The 26,021-nt window shown below is 73.3% G+C and carries 27 protein-coding genes and 2 pseudogenes; 12 read left to right on the top strand and 17 right to left on the bottom strand.

Going from position 1 to position 26,021, the window contains the following annotated elements; translation table 11 throughout:
- Window positions 1–82 precede the first annotated feature (82 nt).
- Both OHS82_RS05955 and OHS82_RS05950 read left to right on the top strand, forming a co-directional pair.
- Complete coding sequence (locus tag OHS82_RS05955) at window positions 83–1,390, top strand: ROK family transcriptional regulator (RefSeq protein WP_328433425.1); 1,308 nt, start codon at window positions 83–85, stop codon at window positions 1,388–1,390.
- Between the two features lie 377 nt (window positions 1,391–1,767).
- Complete coding sequence (locus OHS82_RS05950) at window positions 1,768–2,025, top strand: hypothetical protein (RefSeq protein WP_057577531.1); 258 nt, start codon at window positions 1,768–1,770, stop codon at window positions 2,023–2,025.
- 79 nt (window positions 2,026–2,104) lie between these two features.
- On the opposite strand, the gene OHS82_RS05945 is transcribed toward OHS82_RS05950, so the two are convergent.
- From OHS82_RS05945 to OHS82_RS05935, 3 genes are all read right to left on the bottom strand, one after another.
- Window positions 2,105–3,073, bottom strand: a complete 969-nt coding sequence (locus tag OHS82_RS05945) for an SDR family NAD(P)-dependent oxidoreductase (RefSeq protein ID WP_328433424.1) — start codon at window positions 3,071–3,073, stop codon at window positions 2,105–2,107.
- A 292-nt stretch (window positions 3,074–3,365) separates the two neighbouring features.
- Window positions 3,366–4,034, bottom strand: a complete 669-nt coding sequence (locus OHS82_RS05940) for an HAD family hydrolase (protein WP_057577528.1) — start codon at window positions 4,032–4,034, stop codon at window positions 3,366–3,368.
- Between the two features lie 39 nt (window positions 4,035–4,073).
- Window positions 4,074–5,114 carry a PHP domain-containing protein gene (locus OHS82_RS05935; protein ID WP_328433423.1) on the bottom strand — a complete coding sequence of 347 codons (1,041 nt, stop codon included), beginning with the start codon at window positions 5,112–5,114 and terminating at the stop codon, window positions 4,074–4,076.
- 130 nt (window positions 5,115–5,244) lie between these two features.
- Between OHS82_RS05935 and OHS82_RS05930 the strand changes: the two genes are divergently transcribed.
- The gene (locus OHS82_RS05930) at window positions 5,245–5,481 is read left to right on the top strand and encodes a hypothetical protein (RefSeq protein ID WP_057577524.1); all 237 of its coding nucleotides are present in this window, start codon (window positions 5,245–5,247) and stop codon (window positions 5,479–5,481) included.
- Window positions 5,482–5,512: 31 nt separating this feature from the next.
- Here the strand turns inward: OHS82_RS05930 and OHS82_RS05925 are convergent, their stop codons facing one another.
- Window positions 5,513–6,148, bottom strand: a complete 636-nt coding sequence (locus tag OHS82_RS05925; protein ID WP_328433422.1) for a VanZ family protein — start codon at window positions 6,146–6,148, stop codon at window positions 5,513–5,515.
- Window positions 6,149–6,264: 116 nt separating this feature from the next.
- Window positions 6,265–6,963 carry a DUF4230 domain-containing protein gene (locus tag OHS82_RS05920; protein WP_057577522.1) on the bottom strand — a complete coding sequence of 233 codons (699 nt, stop codon included), beginning with the start codon at window positions 6,961–6,963 and terminating at the stop codon, window positions 6,265–6,267.
- 485 nt (window positions 6,964–7,448) lie between these two features.
- Between OHS82_RS05920 and OHS82_RS05915 the strand changes: the two genes are divergently transcribed.
- A complete protein-coding gene (locus tag OHS82_RS05915; protein ID WP_057577670.1) occupies window positions 7,449–8,402 on the top strand; it encodes a ribose-phosphate diphosphokinase in 954 nt (317 codons plus the stop codon).
- Between the two features lie 49 nt (window positions 8,403–8,451).
- Here the strand turns inward: OHS82_RS05915 and OHS82_RS05910 are convergent, their stop codons facing one another.
- Together OHS82_RS05910 and OHS82_RS05905 are read right to left on the bottom strand one after the other, a co-directional pair.
- Window positions 8,452–8,832 (bottom strand): anti-sigma factor antagonist, encoded by a 381-nt coding sequence (locus tag OHS82_RS05910; protein ID WP_057577669.1) that lies wholly within the window; start codon window positions 8,830–8,832, stop codon window positions 8,452–8,454.
- 213 nt (window positions 8,833–9,045) lie between these two features.
- Entirely contained in the window at window positions 9,046–9,438 is a 393-nt protein-coding gene (locus tag OHS82_RS05905) for a MarR family winged helix-turn-helix transcriptional regulator (RefSeq protein WP_199863744.1), read from the bottom strand.
- Between the two features lie 176 nt (window positions 9,439–9,614).
- Here OHS82_RS05905 and OHS82_RS05900 point away from each other — a divergent pair, with 176 nt between their 5' ends.
- Window positions 9,615–11,069, top strand: coding sequence for an aldehyde dehydrogenase family protein (locus tag OHS82_RS05900; protein WP_328433421.1), 1,455 nt, complete (start codon window positions 9,615–9,617; stop codon window positions 11,067–11,069).
- Between the two features lie 30 nt (window positions 11,070–11,099).
- Window positions 11,100–12,206 (top strand): NAD(P)-dependent alcohol dehydrogenase, encoded by a 1,107-nt coding sequence (locus OHS82_RS05895; RefSeq protein ID WP_057577514.1) that lies wholly within the window; start codon window positions 11,100–11,102, stop codon window positions 12,204–12,206.
- 40 nt (window positions 12,207–12,246) lie between these two features.
- Here OHS82_RS05895 and OHS82_RS05890 read toward each other — a convergent pair.
- Window positions 12,247–12,546, bottom strand: a pseudogene (locus tag OHS82_RS05890) (zinc-binding dehydrogenase); the annotation flags it as partial.
- Window positions 12,547–12,585: 39 nt separating this feature from the next.
- Window positions 12,586–12,642, bottom strand: a pseudogene (locus OHS82_RS43430) (hypothetical protein); the annotation flags it as partial.
- Here OHS82_RS43430 and OHS82_RS05885 point away from each other — a divergent pair.
- Window positions 12,617–13,564: a GlxA family transcriptional regulator gene (locus OHS82_RS05885; RefSeq protein WP_328433420.1), complete on the top strand. Its 948-nt coding sequence runs from the start codon at window positions 12,617–12,619 to the stop codon at window positions 13,562–13,564. The pseudogene OHS82_RS43430 and the gene OHS82_RS05885 overlap by 26 nt on opposite strands.
- A gap of 44 nt (window positions 13,565–13,608) precedes the next feature.
- Here OHS82_RS05885 and OHS82_RS05880 read toward each other — a convergent pair whose 3' ends face one another.
- Together OHS82_RS05880 and OHS82_RS05875 are read right to left on the bottom strand one after the other, a co-directional pair.
- Complete coding sequence (locus OHS82_RS05880; protein WP_057577509.1) at window positions 13,609–14,172, bottom strand: TetR/AcrR family transcriptional regulator; 564 nt, start codon at window positions 14,170–14,172, stop codon at window positions 13,609–13,611.
- Complete coding sequence (locus tag OHS82_RS05875) at window positions 14,169–14,531, bottom strand: DUF1304 domain-containing protein (protein ID WP_057577507.1); 363 nt, start codon at window positions 14,529–14,531, stop codon at window positions 14,169–14,171. Before OHS82_RS05875 ends, OHS82_RS05880 begins: the two co-directional genes overlap by 4 nt.
- Before the next feature lie 169 nt (window positions 14,532–14,700).
- Here OHS82_RS05875 and OHS82_RS05870 point away from each other — a divergent pair, with 169 nt between their 5' ends.
- Window positions 14,701–15,093, top strand: coding sequence for a VOC family protein (locus OHS82_RS05870; protein ID WP_328433419.1), 393 nt, complete (start codon window positions 14,701–14,703; stop codon window positions 15,091–15,093).
- A 229-nt stretch (window positions 15,094–15,322) separates the two neighbouring features.
- Here OHS82_RS05870 and OHS82_RS05865 read toward each other — a convergent pair whose 3' ends face one another.
- Together OHS82_RS05865 and OHS82_RS05860 are read right to left on the bottom strand one after the other, a co-directional pair.
- Window positions 15,323–15,619 (bottom strand): DUF4235 domain-containing protein, encoded by a 297-nt coding sequence (locus OHS82_RS05865; RefSeq protein WP_057577503.1) that lies wholly within the window; start codon window positions 15,617–15,619, stop codon window positions 15,323–15,325.
- Between the two features lie 8 nt (window positions 15,620–15,627).
- Window positions 15,628–16,692, bottom strand: a complete 1,065-nt coding sequence (locus tag OHS82_RS05860) for a glutathione S-transferase family protein (RefSeq protein ID WP_328433418.1) — start codon at window positions 16,690–16,692, stop codon at window positions 15,628–15,630.
- A gap of 369 nt (window positions 16,693–17,061) precedes the next feature.
- Here OHS82_RS05860 and OHS82_RS05855 point away from each other — a divergent pair, with 369 nt between their 5' ends.
- Window positions 17,062–17,979 (top strand): cation diffusion facilitator family transporter, encoded by a 918-nt coding sequence (locus OHS82_RS05855; protein WP_328433417.1) that lies wholly within the window; start codon window positions 17,062–17,064, stop codon window positions 17,977–17,979.
- Between the two features lie 95 nt (window positions 17,980–18,074).
- Here the strand turns inward: OHS82_RS05855 and OHS82_RS05850 are convergent, their stop codons facing one another.
- Both OHS82_RS05850 and OHS82_RS05845 read right to left on the bottom strand, forming a co-directional pair.
- Window positions 18,075–18,524, bottom strand: a complete 450-nt coding sequence (locus tag OHS82_RS05850; protein WP_057577668.1) for a nitroreductase family deazaflavin-dependent oxidoreductase — start codon at window positions 18,522–18,524, stop codon at window positions 18,075–18,077.
- 160 nt (window positions 18,525–18,684) lie between these two features.
- Window positions 18,685–19,308, bottom strand: coding sequence for a LysE family transporter (locus tag OHS82_RS05845; protein WP_057577498.1), 624 nt, complete (start codon window positions 19,306–19,308; stop codon window positions 18,685–18,687).
- A gap of 226 nt (window positions 19,309–19,534) precedes the next feature.
- Here OHS82_RS05845 and OHS82_RS05840 point away from each other — a divergent pair, with 226 nt between their 5' ends.
- Together OHS82_RS05840 and OHS82_RS05835 are read left to right on the top strand one after the other, a co-directional pair.
- Window positions 19,535–20,065: a flavoprotein gene (locus tag OHS82_RS05840; protein WP_057577496.1), complete on the top strand. Its 531-nt coding sequence runs from the start codon at window positions 19,535–19,537 to the stop codon at window positions 20,063–20,065.
- Between the two features lie 75 nt (window positions 20,066–20,140).
- Window positions 20,141–21,109 carry an aldo/keto reductase gene (locus tag OHS82_RS05835; protein WP_057577494.1) on the top strand — a complete coding sequence of 323 codons (969 nt, stop codon included), beginning with the start codon at window positions 20,141–20,143 and terminating at the stop codon, window positions 21,107–21,109.
- Between the two features lie 117 nt (window positions 21,110–21,226).
- On the opposite strand, the gene OHS82_RS05830 is transcribed toward OHS82_RS05835, so the two are convergent.
- Window positions 21,227–22,051: a phytanoyl-CoA dioxygenase family protein gene (locus OHS82_RS05830; protein WP_328433416.1), complete on the bottom strand. Its 825-nt coding sequence runs from the start codon at window positions 22,049–22,051 to the stop codon at window positions 21,227–21,229.
- Window positions 22,052–22,519: 468 nt separating this feature from the next.
- On the opposite strand from OHS82_RS05830, the gene OHS82_RS05825 reads away from it, so the two are divergent.
- Complete coding sequence (locus OHS82_RS05825; protein WP_063894239.1) at window positions 22,520–24,643, top strand: ricin-type beta-trefoil lectin domain protein; 2,124 nt, start codon at window positions 22,520–22,522, stop codon at window positions 24,641–24,643.
- Window positions 24,644–24,652: 9 nt separating this feature from the next.
- On the opposite strand, the gene OHS82_RS05820 is transcribed toward OHS82_RS05825, so the two are convergent.
- Window positions 24,653–25,909: an SLC13 family permease gene (locus OHS82_RS05820; protein ID WP_328436032.1), complete on the bottom strand. Its 1,257-nt coding sequence runs from the start codon at window positions 25,907–25,909 to the stop codon at window positions 24,653–24,655.
- Between the last annotated feature and the right edge of the window lie 112 nt (window positions 25,910–26,021).

Genomic DNA, 26,021 nt, shown 5'->3' with positions numbered 1-26,021 from the left:
TGAACTAAGGGTTGGACGAATGTCGCGCCCAGCCCGTCCGCAGAGGTATGTTGCAGGTCGGGCAGGGCTCGGAGGGAGCGACATGACGGGGCGGAGCGGGCGCACGGTACGCGACCTGAGGCGGGCGAACCGCACGGCTGTGCTGCAGCGGCTGTACTTCGACGGCCCGTTGAGCCGTTTCGAGCTCGGCCCGGCCACCGGTCTGAGCTCCGGCTCGATCAGCAACGTCGTCGCCGAGCTGGTCGCGGACGGTCTGGTGGAGGAGGCCGGCAGCGTCGACTCCGACGGGGGCCGCCCCCGCATCCTGCTGCGGGCGGCCCCCGGCAGCGGCCACATGATCGGAGTGGACGTCGGCGAGACCCGGGTGCGGATCGAGCTGTTCGACCTGACGCTGACCGAACTCGCGCGCGTGGAGAAGCCGTTGGAGCAGCGGCGGTACGAGGTCGACGGCATCGTCGGTCACATCCGCGACGGCGTGGCCGAGGTGCTGGCGGCGGCCTCCGTCGGCCCCGAACAGCTTCTGGGCGTCGGCATCGGCGTCCCCGGCATCGTCGAGCACACCCCCGGGCGCGGCGCGGTGGTGCACGGTCAGACCATCGGCTGGGACGCCGTCCCGCTGGAGGAGCTGTTGCGCGAGGGCTCCCTTCTCCCCGAGTCGGTCCCGTACTTCATCGACAACGGCGCGAAGACCCTCGGCCAGGCCGAGATGTGGTTCGGCGGCGGACGCGGCGCGCACAACGCTGTCGTCGTCCTCTTCGGCTCGGGCGTCGGGGCCTGCCTCGTGACCCCCGAGGTGGAGCACGGCCGGGCTGTCGAGTGGGGACACCTCACCGTGCGGGTGCGCGGCCGCCGCTGCCGGTGCGGCGCCCTCGGCTGTCTGGAGGCGTACGCCGGCGCGGAGGCGCTGCTGGAGCGCTGGCGCGAGGCCGGCGGCCGGCCGCCGGAGGGCGCGGACGAGGAGACGGCGCTGACGGCGATGCTCGCCGCCGCCTACCCGCTGGACGGCGACACCGCCGACGGCGGGCGGACCCCCGACCCGGTGGCGCTCGCGGTGCTGGAGGAGACGGCGGAGTACCTGGGCGCAGGCCTCTCCGACCTGATCAACCTCTTCCAGCCCGAGCGCATCCTCATCGGCGGCTGGGCCGGCCTCCAGCTCGGCGCCCGCTTCCTGCCGGCCGTGCGCCGGCATGCCACCGCGTACGCGCTGCGCCACCCCGCGCAGAAGGTCAGCGTCGAGCTCGGCCGGCTCGGCCCCGACGCCGTCACCGTCGGCGCGGCGATCCTCCCGCTCGCCGACTTCTTCGCCCGCGGCGGCCGTCGCCCCGACCCCGTCCCCATCGGCCCGGCGCCGGCCTGGCGCACGGTGCTGGAGGAACGCGCCCCACGCTGAGGCGCCCGCCGCGCCATGCCGAGGGGCCCGTCGCGGTGTCGGCGCCGACGGGATTCGTCTGCGTCGCCGGCGCCGAAGGGCCGTCCCGGCGCCGATGGGTTCGCCGGACGCCGAAGGGGGGCCGTCCGCCGGCCCGAGACGGCAGCCCCGCCGCGGCTGTCCGCGCACATGACCCCGCGGCCCCTCGAACCGCCGTACCCCCCGGCTCCTGCCGGGCAGCTGCCCGCCCTCCCGGCGGCGGCTGGTCGGACACTCCCGGCTCGCCTCCGCCCCGCTCACGCCGACCCGCGTCACGTTTCGCCGGCCGCCCGGGAGGTACTCGCGTGGTGCCGGACGGACGGCGTCCGGCGCCAGCACCACCGCGAAGGGAGGCCGTCGTGGCCGCACACCGCCTCGAAGGCCCGGACGAGACCAGCGCACCCGTCCCGCGCGACCTGCCGGACCAGCAGGCCGACGCGGACGCGGAGGACCCCTGGGACATCGCCGGGCCGGATCGGTCGGCGAAGCCCGCCGAGGCCGCGGACGTCCCCGACACCGACGAGTCGGGCGCCGGCCGCAAGGGCGCGTCCCCGGGGGCGTCGCACACGGACATCGACCAGTCCGACGAGCCCGTGCCCGAAGAGCCGTCCGCCTGAGCGGCCCCCGTCGGTACGGCCGAGCCGATCCGCTCATGGCCGTGCTCGCGGGCACGCTGCCCAGTGCCGGTGACGTCGTCTATCGCCGGCCGGAGAACGCGTTCACGCCCGTCAGCTCGGCGGACAGCTCCCACAGCCGGGCCGCCTGCTCCGGGTCGGTCGCCCACTCCTTGACGCCGGTGCGCTCGTCGTCCGCGCCCGCGGGCTCGGCGACGTCGCAGTCCTCGAGATAGACCCCGCCCATCCCGTCGAGCTGCGCCGAGGTGGCCGCCCAGACCTGGGTGGCGGCGCCCTGCTGCGCAGACTTGAAGCCCTCCTGGGCGATGACGTTGCCCTCCTCGTCGATCCAGCCCCGCTCGATCATCTCCTCCTTGGGCAGGTGCCGCTGGAGGGGTGTGATGATGCCGCCTGGGTGCAGCGAGAAGGCCCGCACGCCCCGGTCGCGGGCGAGCCGGTCCAGGTGGCCGGCGAACAGCACGTTCGCGGTCTTGGCCTGCCCGTACGCCTGCCACTTGTCGTAGCCGCGCCGCCAGTGGACGTCGTCCCAGCGCATGCCGGAGAAGTGGTGGCCGCGGGAGGACACCGCGACCACACGGGCCCCGTTGGGCTCGATCGCGGGCCACAGCCGGTTGACGAGGGCGAAGTGGCCGAGGTGGTTGGTGGCGAACTGCGCCTCCCAGCCGGGCCCGACACGGGTCTCGGGGCAGGCCATCACGCCGGCGTTGCCGATGAGGAGATCGACGGTGCGGCCGGAGGCGAGGAAGCGGTCGGCGAAGCCGCGCACGCTGTCCAGGTCGGCCAGGTCCAGTTCGTCCACCTCGACGCCGTCGAGGCCGTCCAGGGCCTCGCGGGCGGTGTCCGGGCGTCGGGCGGGGACGACGACGTGGGCGCCGGCGCGGGTGAGCGAGCGTGTCGTCTCCAGGCCCAGCCCGGAGTAGCCGCCGGTGACGATCGCGAGCCGTCCGGTCAGGTCGACGCCGGCGAGGACGTCGTCGGCGGTGCTGTGGGCGTCGAACCCCGAGCCGATCTTGTGCTGTGCAGTGCTCATGCCGGAACGCTACGAATTGGAGTGCGCTCGAAGTCAAGCGCCCGTGCCCCGGGGCGGGCCGGGCAGAGAAGAGCCCCGACCGGACGGGGGAATCACGGTCGGGGCGGTCGATGCGTGGGTGCGCACGGCGGTCGCCTCTCGGCGAGACGCTCCACAGGGCTTCAGCCGGACGATCGTCCCCGTGGGCAGAAGGTGAGGCCCGGGGACACTGTCCCGTCCGCACCCACGGTTTGTTCAACGGGTAACCACTCATGGGTGTTCCCCGGTTCACGGCGGGGCCCGGTGACGTCCATCACCCCGCCGTCCGGCCGAGCGGGCTCACCGACAGGGACGCCAGAAGGTCGGCCGGGTCGTCGTACACCGTCTCCGCGCCCGCCTCCGTCAGGTCGGCGCGGGGGATGCCGCCGCACAGGAGGCCCACGCAGCGCACCCCGGCCCGGCGGCCGGCCTGCATGTCCCACACGGTGTCGCCGACGAACACGGCCCCCTCGGCGGACGCCCCGACCAGTTCCAGGGCGTGGGCCACCGGCTCCGGGGAGGGCTTGCCCGCCTCGACGTCGTCCGCGCTCGCGGTCGCGGCGATGGCGTCGTCGGCGTCGATGGCGCCGCGCAGGGCCGACAGCTCGGACCCGCTCGCCGAGGTGGCGAGCACCACCGTCCAGCCGTCGTCGCGCAGCCGGCGCAGCAGCCGCCCGGCGTCCCGCAGCGGCGGCAGCCGGTCGAAGTACTGGCCGTAGAGCGCCTTGTGGGCGGCGCTGAGCTCCGAGTCCGCGTCCGTGTCCCGGTCCTCGCCGAGCAGGTGGGCGATCAGGTCGTCGGAACCGAGGCCGACGGCCCGGTGCACGGCGTGCATCGGCACCCGGTGGCCCGCCTGCCGGAAGGCCTCCCACCAGGTGACGACATGCAGGTGGTTGGTGTCGACCAGGGTGCCGTCGACGTCGAACACGGCGGCGCGTGTCATCTCGGATCCTCTCTCTCGAGCCACCCGCCGGGTACCACCTCAGCGGCCCGCCACTCCCGCCGGCGTCCGCCCCTCGTGCGTCCAGGCGAGCAGGTCATCGAGCGGCCAGGCGGTGACGACCCGCTCGGCGGGCACCTCGCACTCCTCGGCCCGCGCACAGCCGAGGATCTGCCAGTCCAGCTGGCCCGGCGCGTGCGCGTCGGTGTCGACGGAGAACAGCGTGCCCGCGGCCACCGCCCGGCGCAGCAGCCGGCGCGGCGGGTCGAGCCGCTCGGGCCGGCTGTTGATCTCCACGGCCGTGCCGGACTCGGCGCACGCCGCGAACACCTCGTCCGCGTCGAACTCCGACTCCAGCCGCCCGCGCCCGCCCACCAGCCGTCCGGTGCAGTGGCCGAGCACGTCGGCGTGCGGATCGCGCACGGCCCTGACCATGCGGCGCGTCATCGCCCGGGCCTCCATGCGCAGTTTGGAGTGCACGGACACCACGACCACGTCGAGCCGCTCCAGCAGCTCCGGCTCCTGGTCGAGGGACCCGTCGTCGAGGATGTCGCACTCGATGCCGGTCAGCAGCCGGAAGGGCGCCCAGGTCGCGTTGAGCTCCTCGACCACGTCCAGCTGGTGGCGCAGCCGCTCGGGGGACAGGCCGCGGGCCACCGTCAGCCGCGGCGAGTGGTCGGTGAGCACGGCCCAATCGTGGCCGAGGGCCGCCGCCGTCCGGCCCATCTCCTCGATCGGGCTGCCGCCGTCCGACCAGTCGGAGTGGACATGGCAGTCTCCCCGCAGCAGCGCCCGCAGCCCGGTCCCCGCGCCCTCCGTGAGCGGCCGGCCGGCTTCGTCCTCCACCTTCGTCAGGTACGACGGCTGTTGCCCGGCCAGCGCCTCGCGCACCACCTGGGCGGTCTTGGGGCCCACGCCCTTCAGGGACTCCAGCGTCCCGGCGGCCGCGCGCTGCTCGACCTCCGCGGCGGGCAGCTCGCGCAGCACGCGGCCCGCCGTGCGGAACGCGCGCACCCGGTAGGTGGGGGCCAGCGACCGCTCCAGCAGGAAGGCGATCCGGTCCAGGGCCTCGACGGGGTCCATCGCCACCTCCTGGCTCCAGAGTTCCCCGCCCGCGCGCGGACCGCACGTCGGGGAGACGACGCGGCCGTGCTGCCCTCATGTCCGTGATCGAATGATTCGTGGCGATTGGTTCCGCTCTACCCTCTATGTCATGACCGAAATCGCGAGCCTCCGTATCTCCCGACCGCGGATCATGGTGCTGGGGGTGCAGCCCGCCGCCGTTCCGTTCCGCATCGTGGAAATCGACGCCGAGGTGGTCGGCGAGGCCAGGGACGTGACCGACGTCCTCGAGATCGCCGCCGCGTACGGCATCACGGTGCACGACCTCGACGACCCGGACGTGGTGCGCTGGGTGGGCGGGGACAAGTACACCTGGAACCCGCACTGACGCCGGTCCGGCCCTCGTCCCCGCCCCGCTGTCACGCGCGCGGCTTGCGGGCGTGCACCGCCCGGCCGACCCGGCGCCCCAGGATCAGATAGCCGATCAGCGCGCCGGTCGTGTTGAGGATGACGTCGTCGATGTCGAAGGCGCGTCCGGTCACCAGCGCGCCCTGGGCGAACTCCACCAGCAGCATGACGGCCGCCGTGAGCAGCAGCACGCGCAGCAGGCCGCGCGCCTGGGGGGCGACGACCGGCACCAGCACGCCGAAGGGCACGCCCAGCAGCAGGTTGCCGCCGATCTGCTTCACCGCGTCGCGCAGTTCCGGCTGGTCCAGATAGGCCCGCAGCGAGTCGCCCGGCCGCAGGTTGGAGTGCACCAGGGCCACCGAGGCGGGTGACGGCTCCAGCGTGACGCGGGCGAGCGCGACGGCGAACGCGACCATGAACGCGAAGGCGCACAGCATGGCCAGCAGCCGCAGCGGGAACGGCAGCGGCCGGCCGGCCTTCGCGTCGGTCTTCGTTCCGGTCCTTCTGCCGCTCTTCCCGCCGGTTCGGGGAGGCGTCTCGGTCCTGTTCCAGGGCTTCCAGCGCTTTCCGGGTGTTCCAGGTTTTCCGGGCTCCTCGGCGCCGCGCGGGCGGAACGCGGCGAGCGGACGTAGCGCTGCACGGGCCATGCGGTCCTCCAATAGTCAACTTCCCTGCGTGACAGGGCGATTACCCACGAAAACCCGGAGGATGCCGACCAACCCGTCCGGCGCCGGACACGAGGTCCGGCGCCGGGGGGGGGAGGTCAGGAGCCGTACACCACCTTCACCTCCTTGAAGCCGAGGGAGTGCAGCAGTCCCTCCAGCATGTGGGTGGTGTTGCTCTCGGCCCGCACGGTCAGCTCGCTCTCCTTCGCCGCGTCGCCGATGTGGCGGACCGCGAGCTTCTGCACGGCCTGTTCACCGCCGGGGTTGTCGGAGAAGAGGTCGCCGAGGCGGTCCAGGAGACCGCGCTGCTTGGAGACCGCGTAGGAGCGGTCGGGGTCGAGCGCCGGGGTGCCGAGCCGCGCGTGCGGCAGCCGGAGCGTGGCGGAGGTACGGTCCTCGTCGACCGTCACGTCGTCGTCGCCGACCTTGCCGAGGTCGACATAGGCGTCCACGGTGCCCGCCCCGACGTACAGGGTGCGGGTGCCGCGGATCGCGTCGGGCAGGTACTTGGCGTCCTTCTCCAGGTCCACGACGACCTGGAAGTTGCCGGAGGCGGCGTCGTAACGGCTCATGTCCTGGATGGATTGCAGCAGGGCGGGGCCCGTACGGTCGTGGGTCTCGGTGCCGAAGAGGTCGCGCAGTCCCGGCAGCAGGCTCAGCCGGATCCCGGCGAACATCACGACGAGCACGACCACGACGGCGGTGAGCGCCTTGGCCCAGCCGGGCATGCGGCCGGGGAGGCGCCTGGCGGGCTTGTCGGCCTTGGTGGGCTCGGTGGGCTCGATGGAAGTCGTCATGCGGACGGCCCTCCTTCCTGAGGACACGGATTCCCGCCAATTGCGCTGTCAGACCGCCTTGTTGGCAACCTGTGACGTACGGATCCACCACGGATCCACCGGGCACGCAGGCCGTCACGGGGTCCTTGCCGCCGCGGAACCGGTCTTCGGTCTCCGGTGGGCAGTGTCCGGCTGCTCGGACGCCTCCCGCTCCGGCGGCCCGGCCCGGCCACCCGTCACCCCCGCCACGAGGTCCGCCGCGACCGGAAGGCGACCGGGCCCGGTCGGGTCCGGCCACGTCACCCGGGCGGCCGATCCGCCCCGTGCCTCCCGTCCGCCGGACCGACGGGTCCGCCGGCAGGCCGGGACCGGACCTTCCGGGGGCCGGCAGGGGCGGGGGAGGAGGCGGGTGGATTACGGCGTGCTTGCGCGGGTGGGCGGAACGGACGCGGTCCGTAGCATGGGAGATCCCGCCCCAGCCGGACATGATCAGCGAGGAGCCGATCGTGCGAGACATCTCCGTGTTCAGCGGCAGTGCCCATCCCGAGCTGGCAGCCGAGGTCTGTGCCCACCTCGGCGTGCCCCTGAGTCCCACCCGTCTCAGCAGGTTCGCCAACGACTGCCTGGAGGTGCAGCTCCAGGCCAACTGCCGGGAACGGGACGTCTTCCTCGTCCAGCCCCTGGTCCGGCCCGTCCAGGAACACCTCGTCGAACTGCTGCTGATGTGCGACGCCGCCCGGGGCGCGTCGGCGGGCCGGATCACGGTCGTCATGCCGCACTACTCCTACGCCCGCTCCGACAAGAAGGACGCGCCCCGGATCTCGCTCGGCGGCCGGCTGGTCGCCGACCTGATGGCGGCGGCCGGCGTCCACCGGGTGCTCGCCATGACGCTGCACTCACCCCAGGTGCACGGCTTCTTCTCGATGCCCGTGGACCATCTGCACGCCCACCGGGAGCTGGCCGCCCACTTCCGCCGTTACGACCTCACCCGCACCACCGTCGTCTCGCCGGACCTCGGCAACGCCAAGGAGGCGGCGGCCTTCGCCCGGATGATCGGCGCCCAGGTGGCGGCGGGGGCCAAACAGCGGTTCGCCGACGACCGGGTCAGCATCAGCGCCGTGATCGGCGAGGTGGCGGGACGGGACGTGATCGTCCTCGACGACGAGATCGCCAAGGGCAGCACGGTCCTGGAACTGCTCGACCGGTTGCGGGAGTCGCAGCCGCGGTCGATACGGGTGGCGTGCACGCACGGCCTGTTCGCGGCCGGTGCGCTGAAACGGCTCAGCGAGCAGCCCGACGTGCTGGAGATCGTGTGCACCAACACCGTGCCGGTGCCCGCCGAGCAGCACACCGACAAGCTGCGGATCCTGTCCATCGCCCCCGCCCTCGCGGAGGCCGTCCGCCGTATCCACAACGGCGAGTCCGTCAGCGCCCTCTTCGACGCGGCGCGCGGCGAATAGCCGGGCCGGCCGGGTCGCAAGGGCCGTCGAGCAGCGCTTCCCGACGCCGTCATAACGTGCCGGAGGCGGCCCCGGGCCGCTCCAGGGCGGCCTCCAGGGTCGCGGCGGGCGGCAGCAGCCGGGACAGCCCGGTGGCCCGCAGGATGCGCAGGGTGAGCGGGTGCGGGCAGACCAGGTGCAGACGGCCGCCCTGGTCGAGGACCCGGCCGCGGGCCCGGTACAGCAGGCGCAGCCCGGAGCAGTCGAAGAACTCCACCGGGGTCAGGTCGATCACGATGCGCGGTGCGGCGCACGAGGTCGCCTCGTCGAGGTGCGGACCGATCTCGGTCGCCGCGACGATGTCGATCTCGCCGTGGAACTCCAGCACCGTGTACCCCCGGTCCTCCCGGACGCGTAGATGCGGGGTGCCCGCCGGAGATTTCTGCTGCACGACGACATCGCCTCCAACCAGCTCCACCGGTCGGGAGCCTCCAACGGGCGGGGCGCACGCAGCAGTTCCCCGCTCCAGCAAGTTACCCCCGATGGAGTGAATTCCAGCATGTTCGATTGACATATGTCTTCGAAATGCAACCGACTCTGACCGAGTTTTTTCGCGCCGTGAGCGAAGGGGGGTGAGGGGAGGGGCCGCCGGGTGGCGGGAGGGCTACGACAGGGCGTGCCAGGCCGTCGACAGGGCGGCGCGGAACTGCTCCGTCTGGTGCGCCGTGAGCTGCCGCACCATGCGCTCCTCCAGTTCCCGCACCGGGCCGGCGTGCCGGTCGAGGAGTTCGCGCCCCTCGTCGGTGAGCAGGATCAGCAGCTCGCGCCGGTTGTGCGGATTGCGCTCGCGGCGGATCAGCCCGCGCCCCTCCAGGGAGCGCACCAGATCGGCGATGGACTGGGCGGTGACGAAGGAGTCCCGGGCCAGCTGGGCGGCCGACAGTCCGTCGTGCCGCTGCAGCACGGTGAGCGCCGTGTACTGCAGGGCCGTGATCCCGGACGGCTTGACCAGCTCGTCCAGGTGGGATCGCACGACCAGCTCGACCTGCTTCACCATGTAGAGAAGGGACGGGGGCGCCCGGTGGGGCGAGGGTGCGGACGCTGTCCTGCGCGTTTGGGAGCCGGCCATGTGTCCGAGCCTAGAGCATTGACAGGAAACCTGTCTGTAAAGAGACTGCGAACCAACAGGAATCCTGTTTGTTGAAATCTTGGCGACGATGCTGAGGAGTGGCGATGACCACCTTCGAGACCGGCCCCGGTCGACTGTTCATCGGGGGACAGTGGCGCGAGGCCGCGGACGGAGCCCGGACCGAGGTGGTCGACCCCTCCCGGGGTGCGGTCGTCACCACCGTCGCGGAGGCCGGCCCCGTCGACGTGGATGCCGCCGTAGGGGCCGCACGGGAGGCCTTCGACGCCGGGCAGTGGTCCGGCCTCAGCGGCAGGGAGCGCGGCCGCGTCCTGCTCCGGGTGGCGGAACTGATCCGCGCCGAGGCCGACGCGATCGCCCGGCTGGAGAGCCTCGACGTCGGCAAGCCGATCACCCTGGCGCACGCCGTCGACGTCACCAACGCGGCCAACGACTACGAGTACTTCGCCACCCTCGCCTTCGCCCTGGACGGCGCGAACCGCGACACCCCCATGAACGCCCTCGCCTACACCCGGCGCGGCCCGCTCGGCGTCGTCGCCGCGATCACCCCCTTCAACTTCCCCCTCATCCTGGCCGGTTCGAAGATCGCCCCCGCCCTCGCCGCCGGCAACACGGTCGTCCACAAGCCCGCCGACGAGACCCCGCTCAGCGCCCTGTACATGGCCGACCTGTTCCAGCGGGCGGGCGTGCCCGACGGCGTGGTCAACGTCGTCACCGGCAGCGGCCCGGTGGCGGGCGAGGCACTGCTGCGCCACCCCGGCGTCGACAAGATCGCCTTCACCGGTTCCACCGCCGTCGGCCGGCACGCCGCGAGCATCGCCGGCGAGAACCTCAAGCCGGTGACCATGGAACTCGGCGGCAACGCGGCGCACCTCGTCTTCGAGGACGCGGACCTGGAGAAGGCGGTCGGGGCCGTCATCAAGGGCTTCGTCTTCAACACCGGCCAGTTCTGCATGGGCGGCCCGCGTCTGCTGGTGGCCCGTCCGGTCTACAGCACGCTGCTGAACATCCTCGCCGAGGCGGTGCCGGGCGTGCCGGTGGGCGACCCCCGGCGGCCGGAGACCGTCGTCGGCCCGATGGCGGGGGAGAAGCACCTGTGCAAGGTCGAGGAGTACGTCGACCTCGCGCGGAAGGAGGGCGCCCGCATCGTCTGCGGCGGTGAGCGCCTCGACCTCGACGGCGGGTACTACTACCGGCCCACCGTCATCGCGGATCTGGCCAACGACTCCCGGGTCGTGCAGGAGGAGATCTTCGGACCGGTCCTCACCGTCCAGCCCTTCGACGACGAGGACGAGGCCGTCGCGCTCGCCAACTCCACGCCGTACGGCCTGGCTGCGGGCGTCCAGACCGGCAACCTGGCCCGCGCGCACCGCGTCGCCGACCGCCTCCAGGCCGGCATCGTCTGGGTCAACGACTGGGCGATGCTCGACCCGGCCGTCCCCTTCGGCGGCGTCAAGGACTCCGGCTTCGGCCGCGAGTACGGCCCCGAGGCGCTCCAGTCGTACACCAAGGTCAAGTCCGTCGTCGTCTCGCTCGACTGAACGCGCCGCGAGAGCAAGGGAGTCACACCCATGACCATCACCACACGCGCCGCCGTCGTCGAGTCCGCCGGAGCGCCCTTCACCCTCTCCGAGGTCGTCCTCGAGGACCCCGCGCCGCACGAGGCGGTCGTCCGGCTGGTGGCGGCCGGGCTGTGCCACACCGACCTCGGGGTGGCGGGCGGCGGACTGCCCTTCCCGCTGCCCGGGGTCCTCGGTCACGAGGGCGCGGGGGTCGTCGAGGCGGTCGGTGCGGCCGTCACGGCCGTGGCCCCCGGCGACCACGTCGTGCTGTCCTTCACCTCCTGCGGGGACTGCCGCAACTGTCACGGCGGCCACCCCGCCTACTGCGCCTCGTGGCTGCCGCTGAACCTCCTCGGCGGCCGCCGCGCGGACGGCACCGGCACGATCAGCCGGGACGGCGAGCCGCTCGGCGGCCACTTCTTCGGCCAGTCCTCGTTCGCAGAGCGGGCGCTGGTCGACGAGCGCAGCCTCGTCAAGGTCGACCCCGACGTGCCGCTGGCGTCGATCGCCCCGCTGGGCTGCGGCGTCCAGACGGGGGTCGGCGCCGTCTGGAACGTGCTCGAGCCCGCGACGGGCAGCACCGTCGTCGTCCTCGGGGCCGGAGCCGTCGGCCTGTCGGCGGTCATGGCGGCCGCCCTCACCCCGGCCACCACGATCGTCGCGGTCGACCGGGTCGCCGAACGCCTGGACCTGGCAAGGGAGTTGGGTGCCACACATACCGTCGACGCCGGCCGGGACGACCTCGGCGACGCCCTCGTGGAGATCACCGGCGGGCGGGGCGCCGACGGCATCGTGGAGACCACGGGCAGCACGGCCGTACTGCGCCGGGGCGTCGACGCGCTCGCCGCCCGCGGCACCCTGGTGGTGGTCGGCGCGCCGCCCTTCGGCAGCGAAGTCGCCCTGGATGTGAACGGGTTGCTGGGCGGCAAGCGGGTCGTGGGCCTCACCCTCGGCGACAGCGAGACGCAGAGCTTCATTCCGGCCCTGGTCGAACTGGTCAAGGCGGGGCGGCTGCCGCTGGACCGTCTGATCGGCACGTACGCGTTCGCGGACATCGACCGGGCGGTCCAGGACATGACCTCGGGCAAGACGATCAAGCCCGTCCTGACGTTCTGACCTTCCGACGAACCCGCTGCCGCCGGAATCTGACGTCTCGTCAGTCGACTGTCAGGACCAGCTTCCCGGCGGTCCGGCCGGTGTCGCCGAGCCTGTGCGCCCCGGCGGCGTCGGCCAGCGGGAAGGTCCCCGCGATCGTGGCGCGCAACTGTCCCGCCTCGACCAGCCGGGCGACCTCCCGCGTCCCGGCGCGGTCGGCGTCCACCAGTATCCGGGCCGCCCGCCCGCCGAGGCGCTCGGCCTCGTCGTGGAGTTCCCCGGAACCGACCGGCAGGATCGACACCACGATCCCGCCCGGGCGCAGGACGCGCAGGGAGTCGACCGAGGTGTCCCCGGAGAGGTCCCGGCCCAGGACGAACGGCGGCTCGCCCAGGAGGCCGCCCGTGGCGCGCTGCTTCCAGTCGGTCGGGTTGACGCCCGCGGCGCGTACCCGCACCAGTCTCGACGGCGTCTACCCGTTCGAACTCGGCATCCCGAGCCGGGTGTTCGGCGCGGCCGACGGCCACTACGAGGTGCTGACCTGCACGGTCGACGGGCATCCGGTGCACACCAAGGCGGACTTCACGGTCGGCGTCGAGCACGGTCCCGAGCTGCTGGAGACGGCCGACACGGTGGTCATCGCCCCGGTGGCCCCCGACCGGATGGCCGACCACCTGTCCGACGGGGTCGCCGCGGCGCTCGCCCGGATCCGTCCCGAGGCGCGCCTCGTCTCCATCTGCACCGCCGCGTTCGTGCTCGCCGCCGCGGGCCTGCTCGACGGCCGCCGGGCCACCACCCACTGGAGTGTCGCGGAGGAGTTCCGCCGCAGGTACCCGCACGTCGAGCTCGACCCGGACGTCCTGTTCGTCGACGAGGACCGTGTGCTGACCTCGGCGGGAGCGGCCTGCGGCGTCGACGTCTGCCTGCATCTCGTCCGCAAGGACCACGGCAGCGAACTCGCCAACAAGGTGGCCCGCCGGTGCGTCGTCCCGCCCTTCCGGGACGGCGGCCAGGCCCGGTACGTCGAACAGTCGGTTCCCGAGGCCGGCGCGGCGAGCACCGCGGACACCCGCGCGTGGGCCCTGCGGCGGCTCGGCGAGCCGCTCACCCTGGCCGAGCTCGCCGCACACGCCAGGATGAGCCTGCGCACCTTCGCCCGCCGCTTCCACGACGAGACGGGGCTCAGTCCCGGCCGCTGGCTGATCCAGCAGCGCGTCGCGCACGCCCGGCATCTGCTGGAGGCCGGCGACCTCTCCGTGGACCAGATCGCCGGCCGCGTCGGCTTCGCCACGGGCGCCTCGCCGCGTCAGCATCTGCACGCGTCCATCGGCGTCTCTCCGCAGGCGTATCGCAGGACGTTCCAGACGACGCCTCGCTGAACCGCCGCTCACCGCTTCACCGCTCACCGCCGGCCGGGACCTTCTCAGCGGCTCGCGTGCAGCGCGACCAGCAACTGCCACACCTGGTCGGCGATCTCGGCGGGCGAGCCGTCCAGGTCGCCGTGCAGCCAGTCCGCCAGGACGCCGGCGAAGGTCGCGGCGACGGCCGAGGCGACCAGCGGCGCGTCCGCCGCGCCCGCCCGCTGCCGCTCCCGCAGGCTGTAGGCGCGCAGATCGCGGTGGAGCACCCGGCCGAGCGGCCCGCCGCCGCCCGGCGTCAGCAGCGTGCGGTAGAGCGTGCCGTGCGGGGTCAGCGACTCGAAGAACCCCGCCAGCGCGGCCGGGGCCCGCACCGGGTCGGGGCGCCCCTGCCAGGCGTGCAACGCCTCCACGGCCTCCCGTACGACGTCGGCGCAGGCGTCGACGGCGAGGGCCTCCAGGTCGGGATAGTGCACATAGAAAGTGGCCCGGCCGACGCCCGCCCGCCGTACCAGCGCGGCCACTCCCACCTCCTCCAGCGGCCGCTCGGCGCACTCATCGAGGAGCGCCGAGCGCAGCCGCGCACGCGTGCGGGCCGCCCGCGGGTCCTCGGGCTCCTGACGGGTCACTGTGCGACGAGGACGGCGACCAGGGCGACGGCGCCGGGCAGAGCCTGCGCGAACAGGATCCGGCGGTTCGCGGTGAGCGCGCCGTACACGCCCGCGACGATCACGCAGGACAGGAAGAACACCTGGGCGCGGAAGCCGGTGGGGTCGGCCGCGATCAGCCCCCACACCAGGCCCGCCGCGAGGAAGCCGTTGTAGAGCCCCTGGTTGGCGGCCATCGCGGCGGTCTTCTTCGCCATCTCGGGGTCGAAGCCGTGGAACGACAGACCCGGCTTCTTCTGCCACAGGAACATCTCCATCACCAGGATGTAGAGATGCAGCGCGGCCACCAGCGCGACCAGAACGTTCGCCAGGATTTCCATGGTCTCCCTCTCACTTCTTGGACAGGTGTCCACTATAGCGGGACACCTGTCCAAGAAGTCCAGGGGCGGTCGCCCGGCCCCCCCCGTGGGCGGCCGAAACGGGGGTATCCGCAGGGTTCGGAGGCGGGGCGCTCCGTCCCGGCCCGGATCTCGTGGAGGAGACGACGACATGGCACTGGTGAAAGCGGGCGTCGTGGTGCTCGACTGTGCCGAGCCCGAGAAGCTCGCCGAGTTCTACAAGGGGCTGCTGGACGCCGAGGAGACCGACCGGACCGCGAACCGCGTCGAGATCAGGAGCGACGACGGCACTCGCCTGGCCTTCCGGCGCGACGTGAACGCGACCCCGCCGAGCTGGCCCCGCCCAGAGAACTCCCTCCAGGCCCACCTGGACTTCCTGGTCGACGACCTCGACGAGGTGGAACGCAGGGTGGTCGGCCTGGGCGGCCGCCCCCTGGAGACCAAGGGCGCCCCGGGCCCCCACGAGGAACGGGGCTACGCCGATCCGGCGGGCCACTCCTTCACGCTCCGGCTGACGCCTTCGCCCGCCCCGAAACAGGGCTGAGCAGGGCTGAGCAGGGCTGAGCAGGGCTGAGTCGGGCTGAGTCGGGCTGAGCAGGGCTGAGCAGGGCTGGACCCGGCGCACGCGGAGCGGCGGGCCCAGCCCTTTCGGCAGGCGCCCGCCGCTCCGCGTGGTTTCCGCGCCGGGGAAGCCGTCCGTCCTTCCGCGCCACCGCGCGCTGCCCGCCGCGTTCCGCACACCGCGCCCGGGGCCCGTGACGGCGGGGCGGGCGTCAGTCGCGGCCGCCCTTCTCCTTGGCGGGCCAGACGCCGGTGGAGCGTTCGATCGCCTTGGCGCCGGTGCGGTCGGCGGCGCTGCGGGCGGCCGCGAAGATCGCGCCCTGCACCGCCGCGGCCAGCAGGACCTCGCCCCAGCCGCGGTCCCGGTCGAGCGCGTCCGGTGCGTCGTCCTCGTGCCGGATCGCCTTCCACGCCTTGCGGAACGCGAGCCCCGCCAGGGCGCCGCTCGCCCAGCCCAGCGCGAATCCGACGGGCTGGTAGACGAGGGGGAGTTTCCTCTTCTTGGCCATGGATCTCTTCACTCCTTCTCTGTCACGGGGGAGGGACGGCGGGCCCGGCCGGCTGCCGGAACCTCTTCACCGGCCGGCACCGGGCCGGGCGGTGTGCCGTCGCCGAACGGACGGCCGCCGAGCTCCTCCCGGCGGTGCGGGGAGTGCCAGCCGGCCAGGTCCGGGCCGAGGGGCACGATCCTCGTCGGGTTGATGCCGGTGTGCACCTGGTAGTAGTGCCGCTTGATGTGGTCGAAGTCGACGGTGTCGCCGAAGCCGGGCGTCTGGAAGAGGTCGCGGGCGTAGGCCCACAACACCCGATTTTCCGTCAGCTTCCAGCGGTTGCACTTGAAGTGACCGTGATAGACGGCGTCGAAACGCACCAGTGTGGTGAACAGCCTGATGTCCGCCTCGGTGAGGGTGTCGCCCACCAGGTACCGCTGCCGTGCCAGTCGCGGCGTGAGCAGCTCCAGGCGTCGGAAGACTCCCGTACACGCCTCGTCGTACGCGTCCTGGCTGTCGGCGAACCCCGCCCGGTACACCCCGTTGTTGACGTCCTCGTACACGTCGGCCATGACCGCGTCGATCTCGTCGCGCAGCCGCTCCGGGTAGAGGTCCGGCGCGCCGGGGCGGTGCAGGGCCGTCCACTCGGTGGCGAGGTCGAGGGTGAGCTGCTGGTAGTCGTTCGTCACCACTTCCCCGCTCGGCACGTCGACGATCGCGGGCACACTGACCCCGCCCGGGTGACCGGGCTCCCGCCGGTCGTACGCCTCGGCGAGGTACCGGATGCCGAGGACGGGATCGCGGCCGCCGGGGTCGAGGCCGAACCGCCAGCTGCGGTCGTCCTGGACCGGATCGGTGATCGCCATCGACAGCGCGCCCTCCAGGCCGAGGAGCCGCCGGGAGATCACGGCCCGGCTCGCCCAGGGGCAGGCGCGGCTGACCACCAGCCGGTAGCGGTCCGCGGCGACGGGCCGGCCGTCCCGGCCGTCCGCGGTGATCCGGTCGGTGAAGTGACTCCTGGCGCGCCTGAAGGCCGTGTGCCCGTAGGCGCTGTTGCCGTCGCCGCCCCCGTCGCCGCCCCCGTCGCTCATGGCTTCCTCCCGGTGGTTGTCGCGTCTCCTGTTCCCCGCGTTCCCTGTTTTCGGCCGGCGGCACGGTGTGATCGCGATCCGCCGGGGAATTCGGCGAAGGTGAGCGCGACACCTTCAGAACGGAACGCCGATCACCCGGCCGAGACGAAGGCCCGAGAGAGTCAGGGGGTGGACGATCGCAGCATCGGCCGGACCGCCGGCACGGCAGGCGAACGAGCAGGCCGGCCCGGCACAACCGGCCCGGACGGCCCGGACGGGCGATCCGGCCAGGACGGGACACCCGGCCCGTCCGGCACGTCAAGCGGGTCGGGCTCGCGGAGTGCGAGCGGTGCGGACGACGGCGCGGCCGATCGCCGCACACGCGTCACCGTGCTCGTGGCGCTGGCCGCCAACCTGGTCATCGCCGCCGCCAAGGGGCTGGGCGGCGTCCTCGCCGGGTCGCCGGCGCTGCTGTCGGAGGCCGCGCACTCGGTGGCCGACAGCCTGAACGAGGTGTTCCTGCTGGCCGCCCTGCGCCGCAGCCGCCGCCCCGCCGACCGCCGGCATCCTTTCGGCTACGGCAAGGAACGCTTCTTCTGGTCGCTCCTCGCCGCCGTCGGGATCTTCGTGATGGGCGGCTGCTTCTCCTTCTTCCAGGGCGTCGAGGCGCTGCGGTCGGGAGCCGACGAGAAGCTCAGCGGCTATGTGGCGGGCCTGATCGTGCTCGGCGTCTCCTTCCTCGCCGAGGGCGCCTCCCTGGCGCGGGCCCTGCACCAGGTGCGCCGGCAGGGCGGCAGCGCGGGCCTGCGGGACCCGGCCCTGCGCACGGTCGTCGCGGAGGACGGCACGGCCGTGCTCGGCGTCACCCTGGCCGCGATCGGCATGGCCCTGCACATGGTCACCGGACAGGTCGTCTGGGAGGCCTCCGCGTCGCTGGCGATCGGCGCGCTCCTCGTCTACGTCGCCTTCCGGCTCGGCCGCGACGCCCGCGACCAGCTCATCGGCGAGGCCGCGGATCCCGAGACCGGCGCGCGGATCCGTGCGCTCCTCGACGCCCAGCCGGAGATCGACAGCGTCGAAGCGGTGTTCACCATGCAGATGGGCCTGGACTCGGTACTCGTGGCGGCCCGCGTGGACCTCGTGCCGGGTATGGACAGCGAGCGGGTCGAGGAGGTCGCCGTCCGCATCAAGCGGTCCATCGCCTCGACGATCTCCGAGGCGGACCAGATCTTCCTCGACGTGACCGACCGGCCCGCGGGAGAGACGGCGGGAGGCCCCGCCGCGACGGGGGAGCGCGGCGGGGCCTGACGGTCGGGTGCCCGGTGGGAACGCCTTGATGCGTTCCCACCGCGGGTTTTCCGCTCGCGGCGCCCGCGAGGACGCCGCGAGCGCGATCCGGGAGGTCAGCGGCTCCCGGCCGGTTCCACGACGAACACCGGGATCTCCCGGTCCGTCTTCGTCTGGTACTCGGCGTACGGCGGGTAGGCGGCGACGGCCCGGTCCCACCACTCGGCCTTCTCCGCGCCAGTGACCTCACGGGCCGTCATGTCCTGCTTGAGCGGTCCGTCCTGCAGCTCGACCTGGGGGAGGGCCTTGATGTTGTGGTACCAGACGGGGTGCTTGGGCGCGCCGCCCTGGGACGCGACCAGGGCGTACCGGCCGTCGTGCTCGACGCGCATCAGCGGGGTCTTGCGAATCCGACCGCTCTTCACGCCGAGGGTCGTCAGCAGGATGACGGGCAGTCCCGTCTCCCGCAGGGTCGTGCCCTCGGTGCCGCCGGAGCTTTCGTAGAGCTCCACCTGCTCGCGCACCCACTGTGTCGGGCTGGGTTCGTACTCGCCTTCGAGAGGCATGGATTCCGTCCCCTTCGTCATGTCGCTGATGGCGCTGTGCCGTCATGTCGTCGTTCCGGACGCGTGGTCCGCGTGGTCCGCGTGGTCGTGCGTCGCGCACGTCGGCCCGCACAGTGCTGCAACACCGATGGCCGCGTGTTTCATCCGCACGTCCGGCCGCCTACGTCACCATCCGGACGGCGAGCACGGTCATCACCCCGCTCGACACGAGGGCCGTGACCAGACGTCCACGGTGGCCGGTGAGCGCCCGGCCCAGAAGGGCGCCGCCTCCGGCCAGCAGTACCTGCCAGCTCGCCGAGGCGACGAAGGCAGCCAGCACGAACACGCCCTGTTCCAGGGGCCGTACCGGGTCGGCGGTGCCGGCGCCCAGCACCAGCGCGGCGAAGTAGACCACGGTCGTGGGGTTGAGGAGGGTGATGCCGAGGAGGTTCAGATAGGCCCGGGCCGGGCTGGGCGCAGGCGGCCCGGACCGGGTGGCGAGCCGGTGTGCCCGGTACTGGCGCACGGCGCTCCGCGCGCCCCGGACCGCCAGCGCCAGCAGGACCAGGGCCGAGGCCCAGCGCAGTGGCGTCAGCACCGGCCGCAGCACGGCCGCGGCGGCGGAGCCGCCCACGGTCGCGACCAGGGCGTAGAGGCCGTCCGCGGTGGCGACGCCGAGCGCGGCGCACACCCCGGTGCGCAGCGAGGTGCGGGCGGTGAGCGAGACGAGGTAGGTCGCGACCGCGCCGACGGGCACGGCGATGCCGTACCCCGCGACCAGGCCCGCGACGAGCGCGGCCGTCACCGTCGTACGGCGTCGCGCCTTCGGGGACGGCCGGGCTGCTGCTGGACCGGTGCCGTAGGAGCGGCGGCGGACGTCAGCGGCAGAGGGGCGTCGAAAGTGAGCATGGCTGGATCCTGCGGGTGAGCAGCGGCCGAGGGCAACCGGATTTCGTGACCGGCAGCCGCGTGCAGGACCCGGTCCCGCGGCCGGACGGGAGCTGTCCTTCCCGGTTCAGTAGGGTTCCCGGGTGACCGAACAGGACGAAGAACCGGACGCAACTCGGCGGCCCTTCCTCTATGTCGTCGTCTGCGCCGCGGGCGTCGCGTCGGGCGTGGACGTGCTGATCACCGCCGCGCTGGAGCGACGGTGGAGGGTCGGCGTGATCGCCACGCCGTCGGCCATGAACGGCTTCTTCGACGCCGCCGCGGTCGAGGCGCAGACCGGCCTCCCCGTCCGCTCCGCCTGGCGGCGCCCCGCCGATCCGCGACCGTTCCCGCAGCCGGACGCCGTCGTCGTCGCCCCGGCCACCTTCAACACCCTGAACAAGTGGGCCGCCGGCATCGCCGACACCCTCGCCCTCGGCACCCTGTGCGAGGCCGTCGGACTCGGCGTCCCCATAGGCGTCCTGCCGTGTGTGAACGAGACCCTCGCCGGCCACCCCGCCTACCGGGGGAGCCTCGCCCGGCTGCGCGCGACGGGCGTGCGGTTCGGGTGCCCGTACGACACGGCGGAGAGTGCGGAGTTCCACTGGGAGCGGGCGCTGGACCTGCTCGGCTGAACCCGGGCGGCCGGGCCCACGTACGCTCCGTTCACGTACCTCCTTCACCTCCCACCGATGTCAGGAGCGGCGACGATGCAGTACGTGAAGCTCGGTTCGACGGGTCTGGACGTGTCGCGGATCTGTCTGGGCTGTATGACCTACGGCGTCCCGGACCGGGGCACGCACGAGTGGACCCTCGACGAGGAGGCGTCCAGGCCGCTGATCCGGCAGGCCCTGGAGGCGGGCGTCACCTTCTTCGACACCGCGAACGTCTACTCCGACGGCACCAGCGAGGAGATCGTCGGCAGGGCGCTGCGCGACTTCGCCCGGCGCGACGAGATCGTGCTCGCCACGAAGGTGCACGGCCGGATGCGGCCCGGACCCAACGGCGCCGGACTGTCCCGCAAAGCGATCCTGTCCGAGATCGACCACAGCCTGAGCCGCCTCGGCACCGACCACGTCGACCTGTACCAGATCCACCGTTTCGACCCGCACACCCCCGTCGAGGAGACGATGCAGGCGCTGCACGACGTGGTGAAAGCGGGCAAGGCCCGCTACATCGGGGCGAGTTCGATGTACGCCTGGCAGTTCGCCACGATGCAGCACACGGCCGAACGGCACGGCTGGACCCGGTTCGTGTCGATGCAGAACCACTACAACCTCCTCTACCGCGAGGAGGAGCGCGAGATGCTGCCCCTGTGCGCGGACCAGGGCGTCGGCGTGCTGCCCTGGAGCCCGCTGGCCCGCGGCCGCCTCACCCGCGACTGGGGCACGCGGACCGACCGCAGCGCCGGCGACGCGTTCGGCAGCACCCTCTACCCGGAGGGCGACCGGACCATCGTCGAAGCCGTCACCCGCATCGCCGGCGCCCGCGGGGTGCCGCGCGCCCAGGTGGCTCTGGCCTGGCTGCTGCACCGGAGCACGGTGACGGCCCCGATCATCGGCGCGTCGAAGCCGAACCACCTCGACGACGCGGTGGCGGCGGTCGAACTGGAGCTGACCGACAAGGAGTTGCAGGAACTCGAGCAGCCCTACGCCCCGCACGCCGTCGCCGGTCACTGAACCGGGCGCGACGGAAGGCGGAGCGTAGGCGAGGACGGAAGGGCGGCCCCGCGGGGCGGCGGGTGCTCCGGGGGGCCCGAGCGGGGCGGGTGAGGGGCCGGCGAGGGTCCGCGCGGGTCAGTGCGGGCTCGCCGGCGCGAACTCCGTGCCGCAGGGCCCGGCCCCCTCGCTCACCGGCAGGGCCAGTCGCTCGCCGTTCATCGTCAGCGTCCGGTAGTACGCGCCGATGCGCTCCGCCGAGCGCCCGACGTAGTGCCCGATGAACGACCGGCGGAACCGGTCGCCGCTGCGGTTGGGCTGCGATCCGTGCACCAGACTGCCGTTGAAGAACAGCACGTCGCCCGCGGCCATGTCGACCGGCGTCGCCGCGAGCCCGGGCGGCGGCGGCACGTACTCCCGAGCGAACGACACCTGAGCGTCGGCCGTCTCCGGACAGAACAGCTCCATCCGGTGCGTGCCGGGCACGACTTCCAGACCGCCGTTGTCGCGGTCGATCTCGTCGCAGGCCAGCCAGGCGGCCACGCACGTGCCCGGCTCGACCCGCAGATAGAAGTTGTCCTGGTGCAGTGCCTGGCCCCGGGCGCCCGGCGGCTTGAAGTAGAACATGCTCTGCGCGGCCAGCGCCTCCTCGTCGAGCAACTGCTCCAGGACGCCACGCAGTCGGGCGTCGAGCAGAACCCGGCGGGCGAGCGGACTGATCTCGTGCGGGTGCAGCACCCTCGGATACGCGGCGAGCGGGTCCACGGCGCCGGGGCGCGGCTCGAAATGCCCGGGCACCGGCCGCCCCGCAGCGTGCAGCGCCTCGAACTCGGCGCAGAGCCGGTCGACTTCGTCCTGCGTGAACAGCCCGCGAACGACGGTGAAACCGTCCTCCCGGTACTGCCGCAGATCCGCCTCGCTCAGGCGGGGAGTCCCGGCGGTGTCGATGTCCGTCACTGTCATGCGTGGCCTCCTGGGTCCGCCTGCCGCGGGACTGGCACCGTAACCCCGAGCCGGGCGACGCGAAAGACGGGGCGGGGCGGCTGCGGTCGGGCGAGGGAAAGGCAGGGCGAATTACGTCCGCGAAAGAGCCCGCGACAGGGGCGTCAAAAGGGACGGCAATACAGGGACCACCCCACAGGGCGATCCTGCTTTGACGTTTCGTCAATAGCCGGCGTCCGGTGCCCCGTGTACGAAACCGTGGGATCTCTTGTTCGTCCTGGTCCGGTTGTGCGAAGGTGTGCCTTGTCGGCGCGCGGACAACGATTTCCCCATCGTGCGCACGAGACGCCTCCCGTCACACTCCCCACGCTTCACGAGAGCTGTCCCGCTGCGGACGTCAGAGGCGCCGAACCCTGTGCGAGTCGTCCGCCGCCCGGGCGGAACCGCAAACCCGATGGTATGGACTTTATGCCGCATGCCCCGGAAGGAATGCAGCCCGTGAATGACGCAGGCCTGTCGAATTCCCCTTCGGCGCGCCGCTTCGACGCGACGGACGAACAGCTCAGCGCGGAGCTGAAGAAGTGGACGGGGGCGTCGCCCGCGCTGCATCCCGTCGGCGAGCTGCTCGACCGGCACTGGGAGGCCGCCTTCTCCTACGCCCGGTTGTGCACCGACGGCGAGCGCGCGGCCGGCATGCTCACCACGGCCGCCTTCACCCGGCTGTTCGGCGAGACCCTGCGGCAGAACGGTCCGACGGCCGCCTGGCGCCCCCATCTGCTGGTCACCGTCCGCCGCATCGCGGCCGAGTGGGACACCGACGGCCGCCGCGACCTGCTGCATCCCACGCTGCGCTCCGAGGGCGACGGCGACGGCGTGATCGCCGACCGGGCGGCCGCCCTCATGCTGCCGCCCGTGAACCGGCGCATGCTGTCCCGGGCGTTCCAGCGGCTGCCCGAGTCGGCTCGCTGCCTGCTCTGGCACGTCGAGGTCGAGGCCGAGCCGCTGGCGGTACCGGCCGGCCTGCTGGGCCTCGAGGAGGACGGCGCCCGCGGCGAGTTGAGCCGGTCCCGCGAGCGGCTTCGCGAGGAGTGCCTCCAGGTGCACCGTGAACTCGCCACCGACGACGAGTGCCAGCGCTACCACCGGCTGCTGGACGTCACCTGCCGGCGCGGCGGCGTCGACGTCGACCCCGATCTGCGCACCCATCTGGACGGCTGCCGGCACTGCACCCACACCGCCGACCAGTTGCTGCAGTTCGAGGGGCTGCTCGGCGCCGCGCTGGCCGACGGCATCCTGGGCTGGGCGGCCGCGGCCTATGTGGAGATCAGGGTGGCGGGGCACGGCGAGTCCGGCGACCCGGCCGGGAAGAAACCGCGCGGTTACGCGGGCGAGGCCTTCACGGACGGGTCCTTCGCGGCCGCGTCCGCCGGGGCCGGCGCCCGGCCCGCCACCCGCGGCCGACTGCGGTCCGGCCTGGTCTCCCGGATCGGAGCCCGCTTCGGCGACCTCCCCGGGGCCGCCGCCCCGGCCGGCCCCGGGGTCGCGTCCGCGCCCGGCTTCGACGCCGGCGCCGGCCGACGCCAGGGCTCCGCGACGGACGTGGACCCGCACCTCGGCTCCATGACGGACGTCGATCCGCGTCCCGGCGCGAGCCGTTCGGAGCAGAAGGCGGCCCGTCGCGCCGCCCGCCGGCGCAACCTCGCCGCCGCCGTGCTCACCGTGAGCGGGCTCGTCGTCCTGCCGCTCATGGTGTGGGCCGTCATCGACTCCGGTGACGGCTCCGCCCCGGCCGCGGGCAGCGGCGCGGCGGAGCCCGACGCCCCGGGCACGGACAAGGCCACCGGCGACCCGTCCTGGGCCGGCGCGGACGCCGCCGCTCAGGGCACCGTGCGCGGCCGTCTGCACAACGTCGCCTCCGGGCTGTGCATCGGCGTGGAAGGCGCCAAACCGGTCAGCGGCGCCGAGGCCGAACTCGCGGCCTGCACCTCCGCCGCCGGCCAGCAGTGGGCGTACGACCCGAACGGACTGCTGCGCAGCGCCGCGGCCCCCGACCTCTGCCTCGACTCGCGGCTCGGCTACTCGGTGCGGCTCGCGCCGTGCACGGGCACCGCCCAGCCGGACGCCAGGAACGTGCAGTACGACTTCACGCTGCAGGGCACGCTCGTCCCGCGTTCCGGGCAGAACCTCGCGCTGGCGCCCGCGGCCACCGACGGCTCGGGCGCACTCGTCCTGAAGAACCGGGTGGACAGCGCCGCCCAGCGGTGGGTGGTCGACACCTCGCGGCCCGACCCGCAGATGCAGTTCGTCAACTGGGGCGCCGACAGCGACCCCTCCGACGCCCCGGCCCCGTCCGTCACGCCGAAGGCCGCGAAGCCGGCGCCCACACCCACGCCGACGCCGTCCGCCGTCCCGACGGCGTCGGCGAGCGCGTCGCCGGGTCCGGGCGACACGTCCTGCTGGTACGGGAACCCCTGCTCCGGCGGCGGGCCCGGCGCGTCCGGCGGTTACGGACACGGCTCCGGCGGCTACGGGGGATACGGCGGCTACGGAGGGTACGGCGGTTACCCCTACGGGGGATACGGCGGCTACGGGGGATACGGCGGCGGTCGCTGAACCGGGCGGTCAGGCGCCGATCACCTGGAGCGAGGCCCACAGCGCCACCACGGCCGGGACCAGCGCGGCCGGCACCGTGAGCAGGCCGAGCCGGGTGAACTCGCCGACCTCGACGCGCTCGTCACGCTCCTGCACCACACGCCGCCACAGCAGCGTCGCGAGGGATCCGGCGTAGGTCAGGTTCGGGCCGATGTTCACCCCGAGCAGCACCGCGAGCACCGCCCCGGTCCCCGCCGGGGCGGCGAGCGGCACCAGGACCAGCACCGCGGGCAGGTTGTTGATCAGGTTCGCGAGGACGGCGGCCACTGCGGCGACGGCCAGCAGCGCGAGCAGACCCGAGCCGCCGGGCAGCACGTGCCGCAACGCGCCGGCGAGCCCGTTGTCGACCACCGCGCGCACCACGATCCCGAGCGCCAGCACGAACGCGAGGAACCCCGGCGCGGACGCCCGCACCACGGCGACCGGCGTCACACGACGTCGCGCCAGCGCCCGCCCGGCCATGACGAGGGCGCCGGCCAGCGCGGCCCAGGCCGGTTCGACCCCGACCGCGGAGGCCACCACGAATCCCGCCAGCGTGCAGGCCACGGTGACCAGCGCGAACAGCGGCAGCTTGGGCTCCGGACCGTCGTCGGCGGTGGGCTCGGCAGCGGGCAGATCGGCGGCGAAGAACCGTCGCAGGACCAGGTACTCGGCGCCGATCGCGACCACCCACGGCAGCGCCATCAGGGCGGCGAAGCGCGTGAAGCTCAGCCCGCTCGCGGCGAACGCCAGCAGGTTGGTCAGGTTGGAGACCGGCAGCAGCAGCGAGGCGGTGTTCGACAGGTGCGCGCATGCATAGACGTGCGGCCTCGACCGCACCCCCATCCGGGCGGCGGTGGCGAACACCACCGGCGTCAGCAGCACCACCGTGGCGTCCAGACTGAGCGCCGCCGTCACCGCCGACGCCAGCACGAACACCGCGGCCAGCAGGCGCCGGGGCCGGCCGGCCGCCCGGCGGGCCATCCACGCGCCGCAGGCGGTGAACAGTCCCTCGACGTCGCACAGGTGCGCCAGCACCAGCACCGCGGCGAGGAAGCCGACGACCGGCCCGAGACGTTCGGCTTCCGCCAGGGCGTGGTCCGGCGACACCGCGCCCAGGGCGATCACCGCCGCCGCTGCGGGAACGGCGACCAGGGCCTCCGACCGGCCGGCAGGGCGCAGCACCGCCCAGCCGAGAGCGGCGGCGAGCAGGAGGACGGACAGACTTTCGGCGAGCGGGGTGTTCAGGGCTGTTCTCCGGGACGGGGTCGGGACGCTGCCCGCCCATCGAGGAGGTCCGGGAGCCCGTCCATGAAAACATGTTCGGGTAAGAGCCCCGCCAGGCCGGGTCGGCGGGAGG

It is taken from the genome of Streptomyces sp. NBC_00425 (assembly GCF_036030735.1).
Taxonomy (GTDB): domain Bacteria; phylum Actinomycetota; class Actinomycetes; order Streptomycetales; family Streptomycetaceae; genus Streptomyces.
Note: the sequence above shows the minus strand (reverse complement) of the source record. Positions and strands in the feature narration are given on the sequence as shown.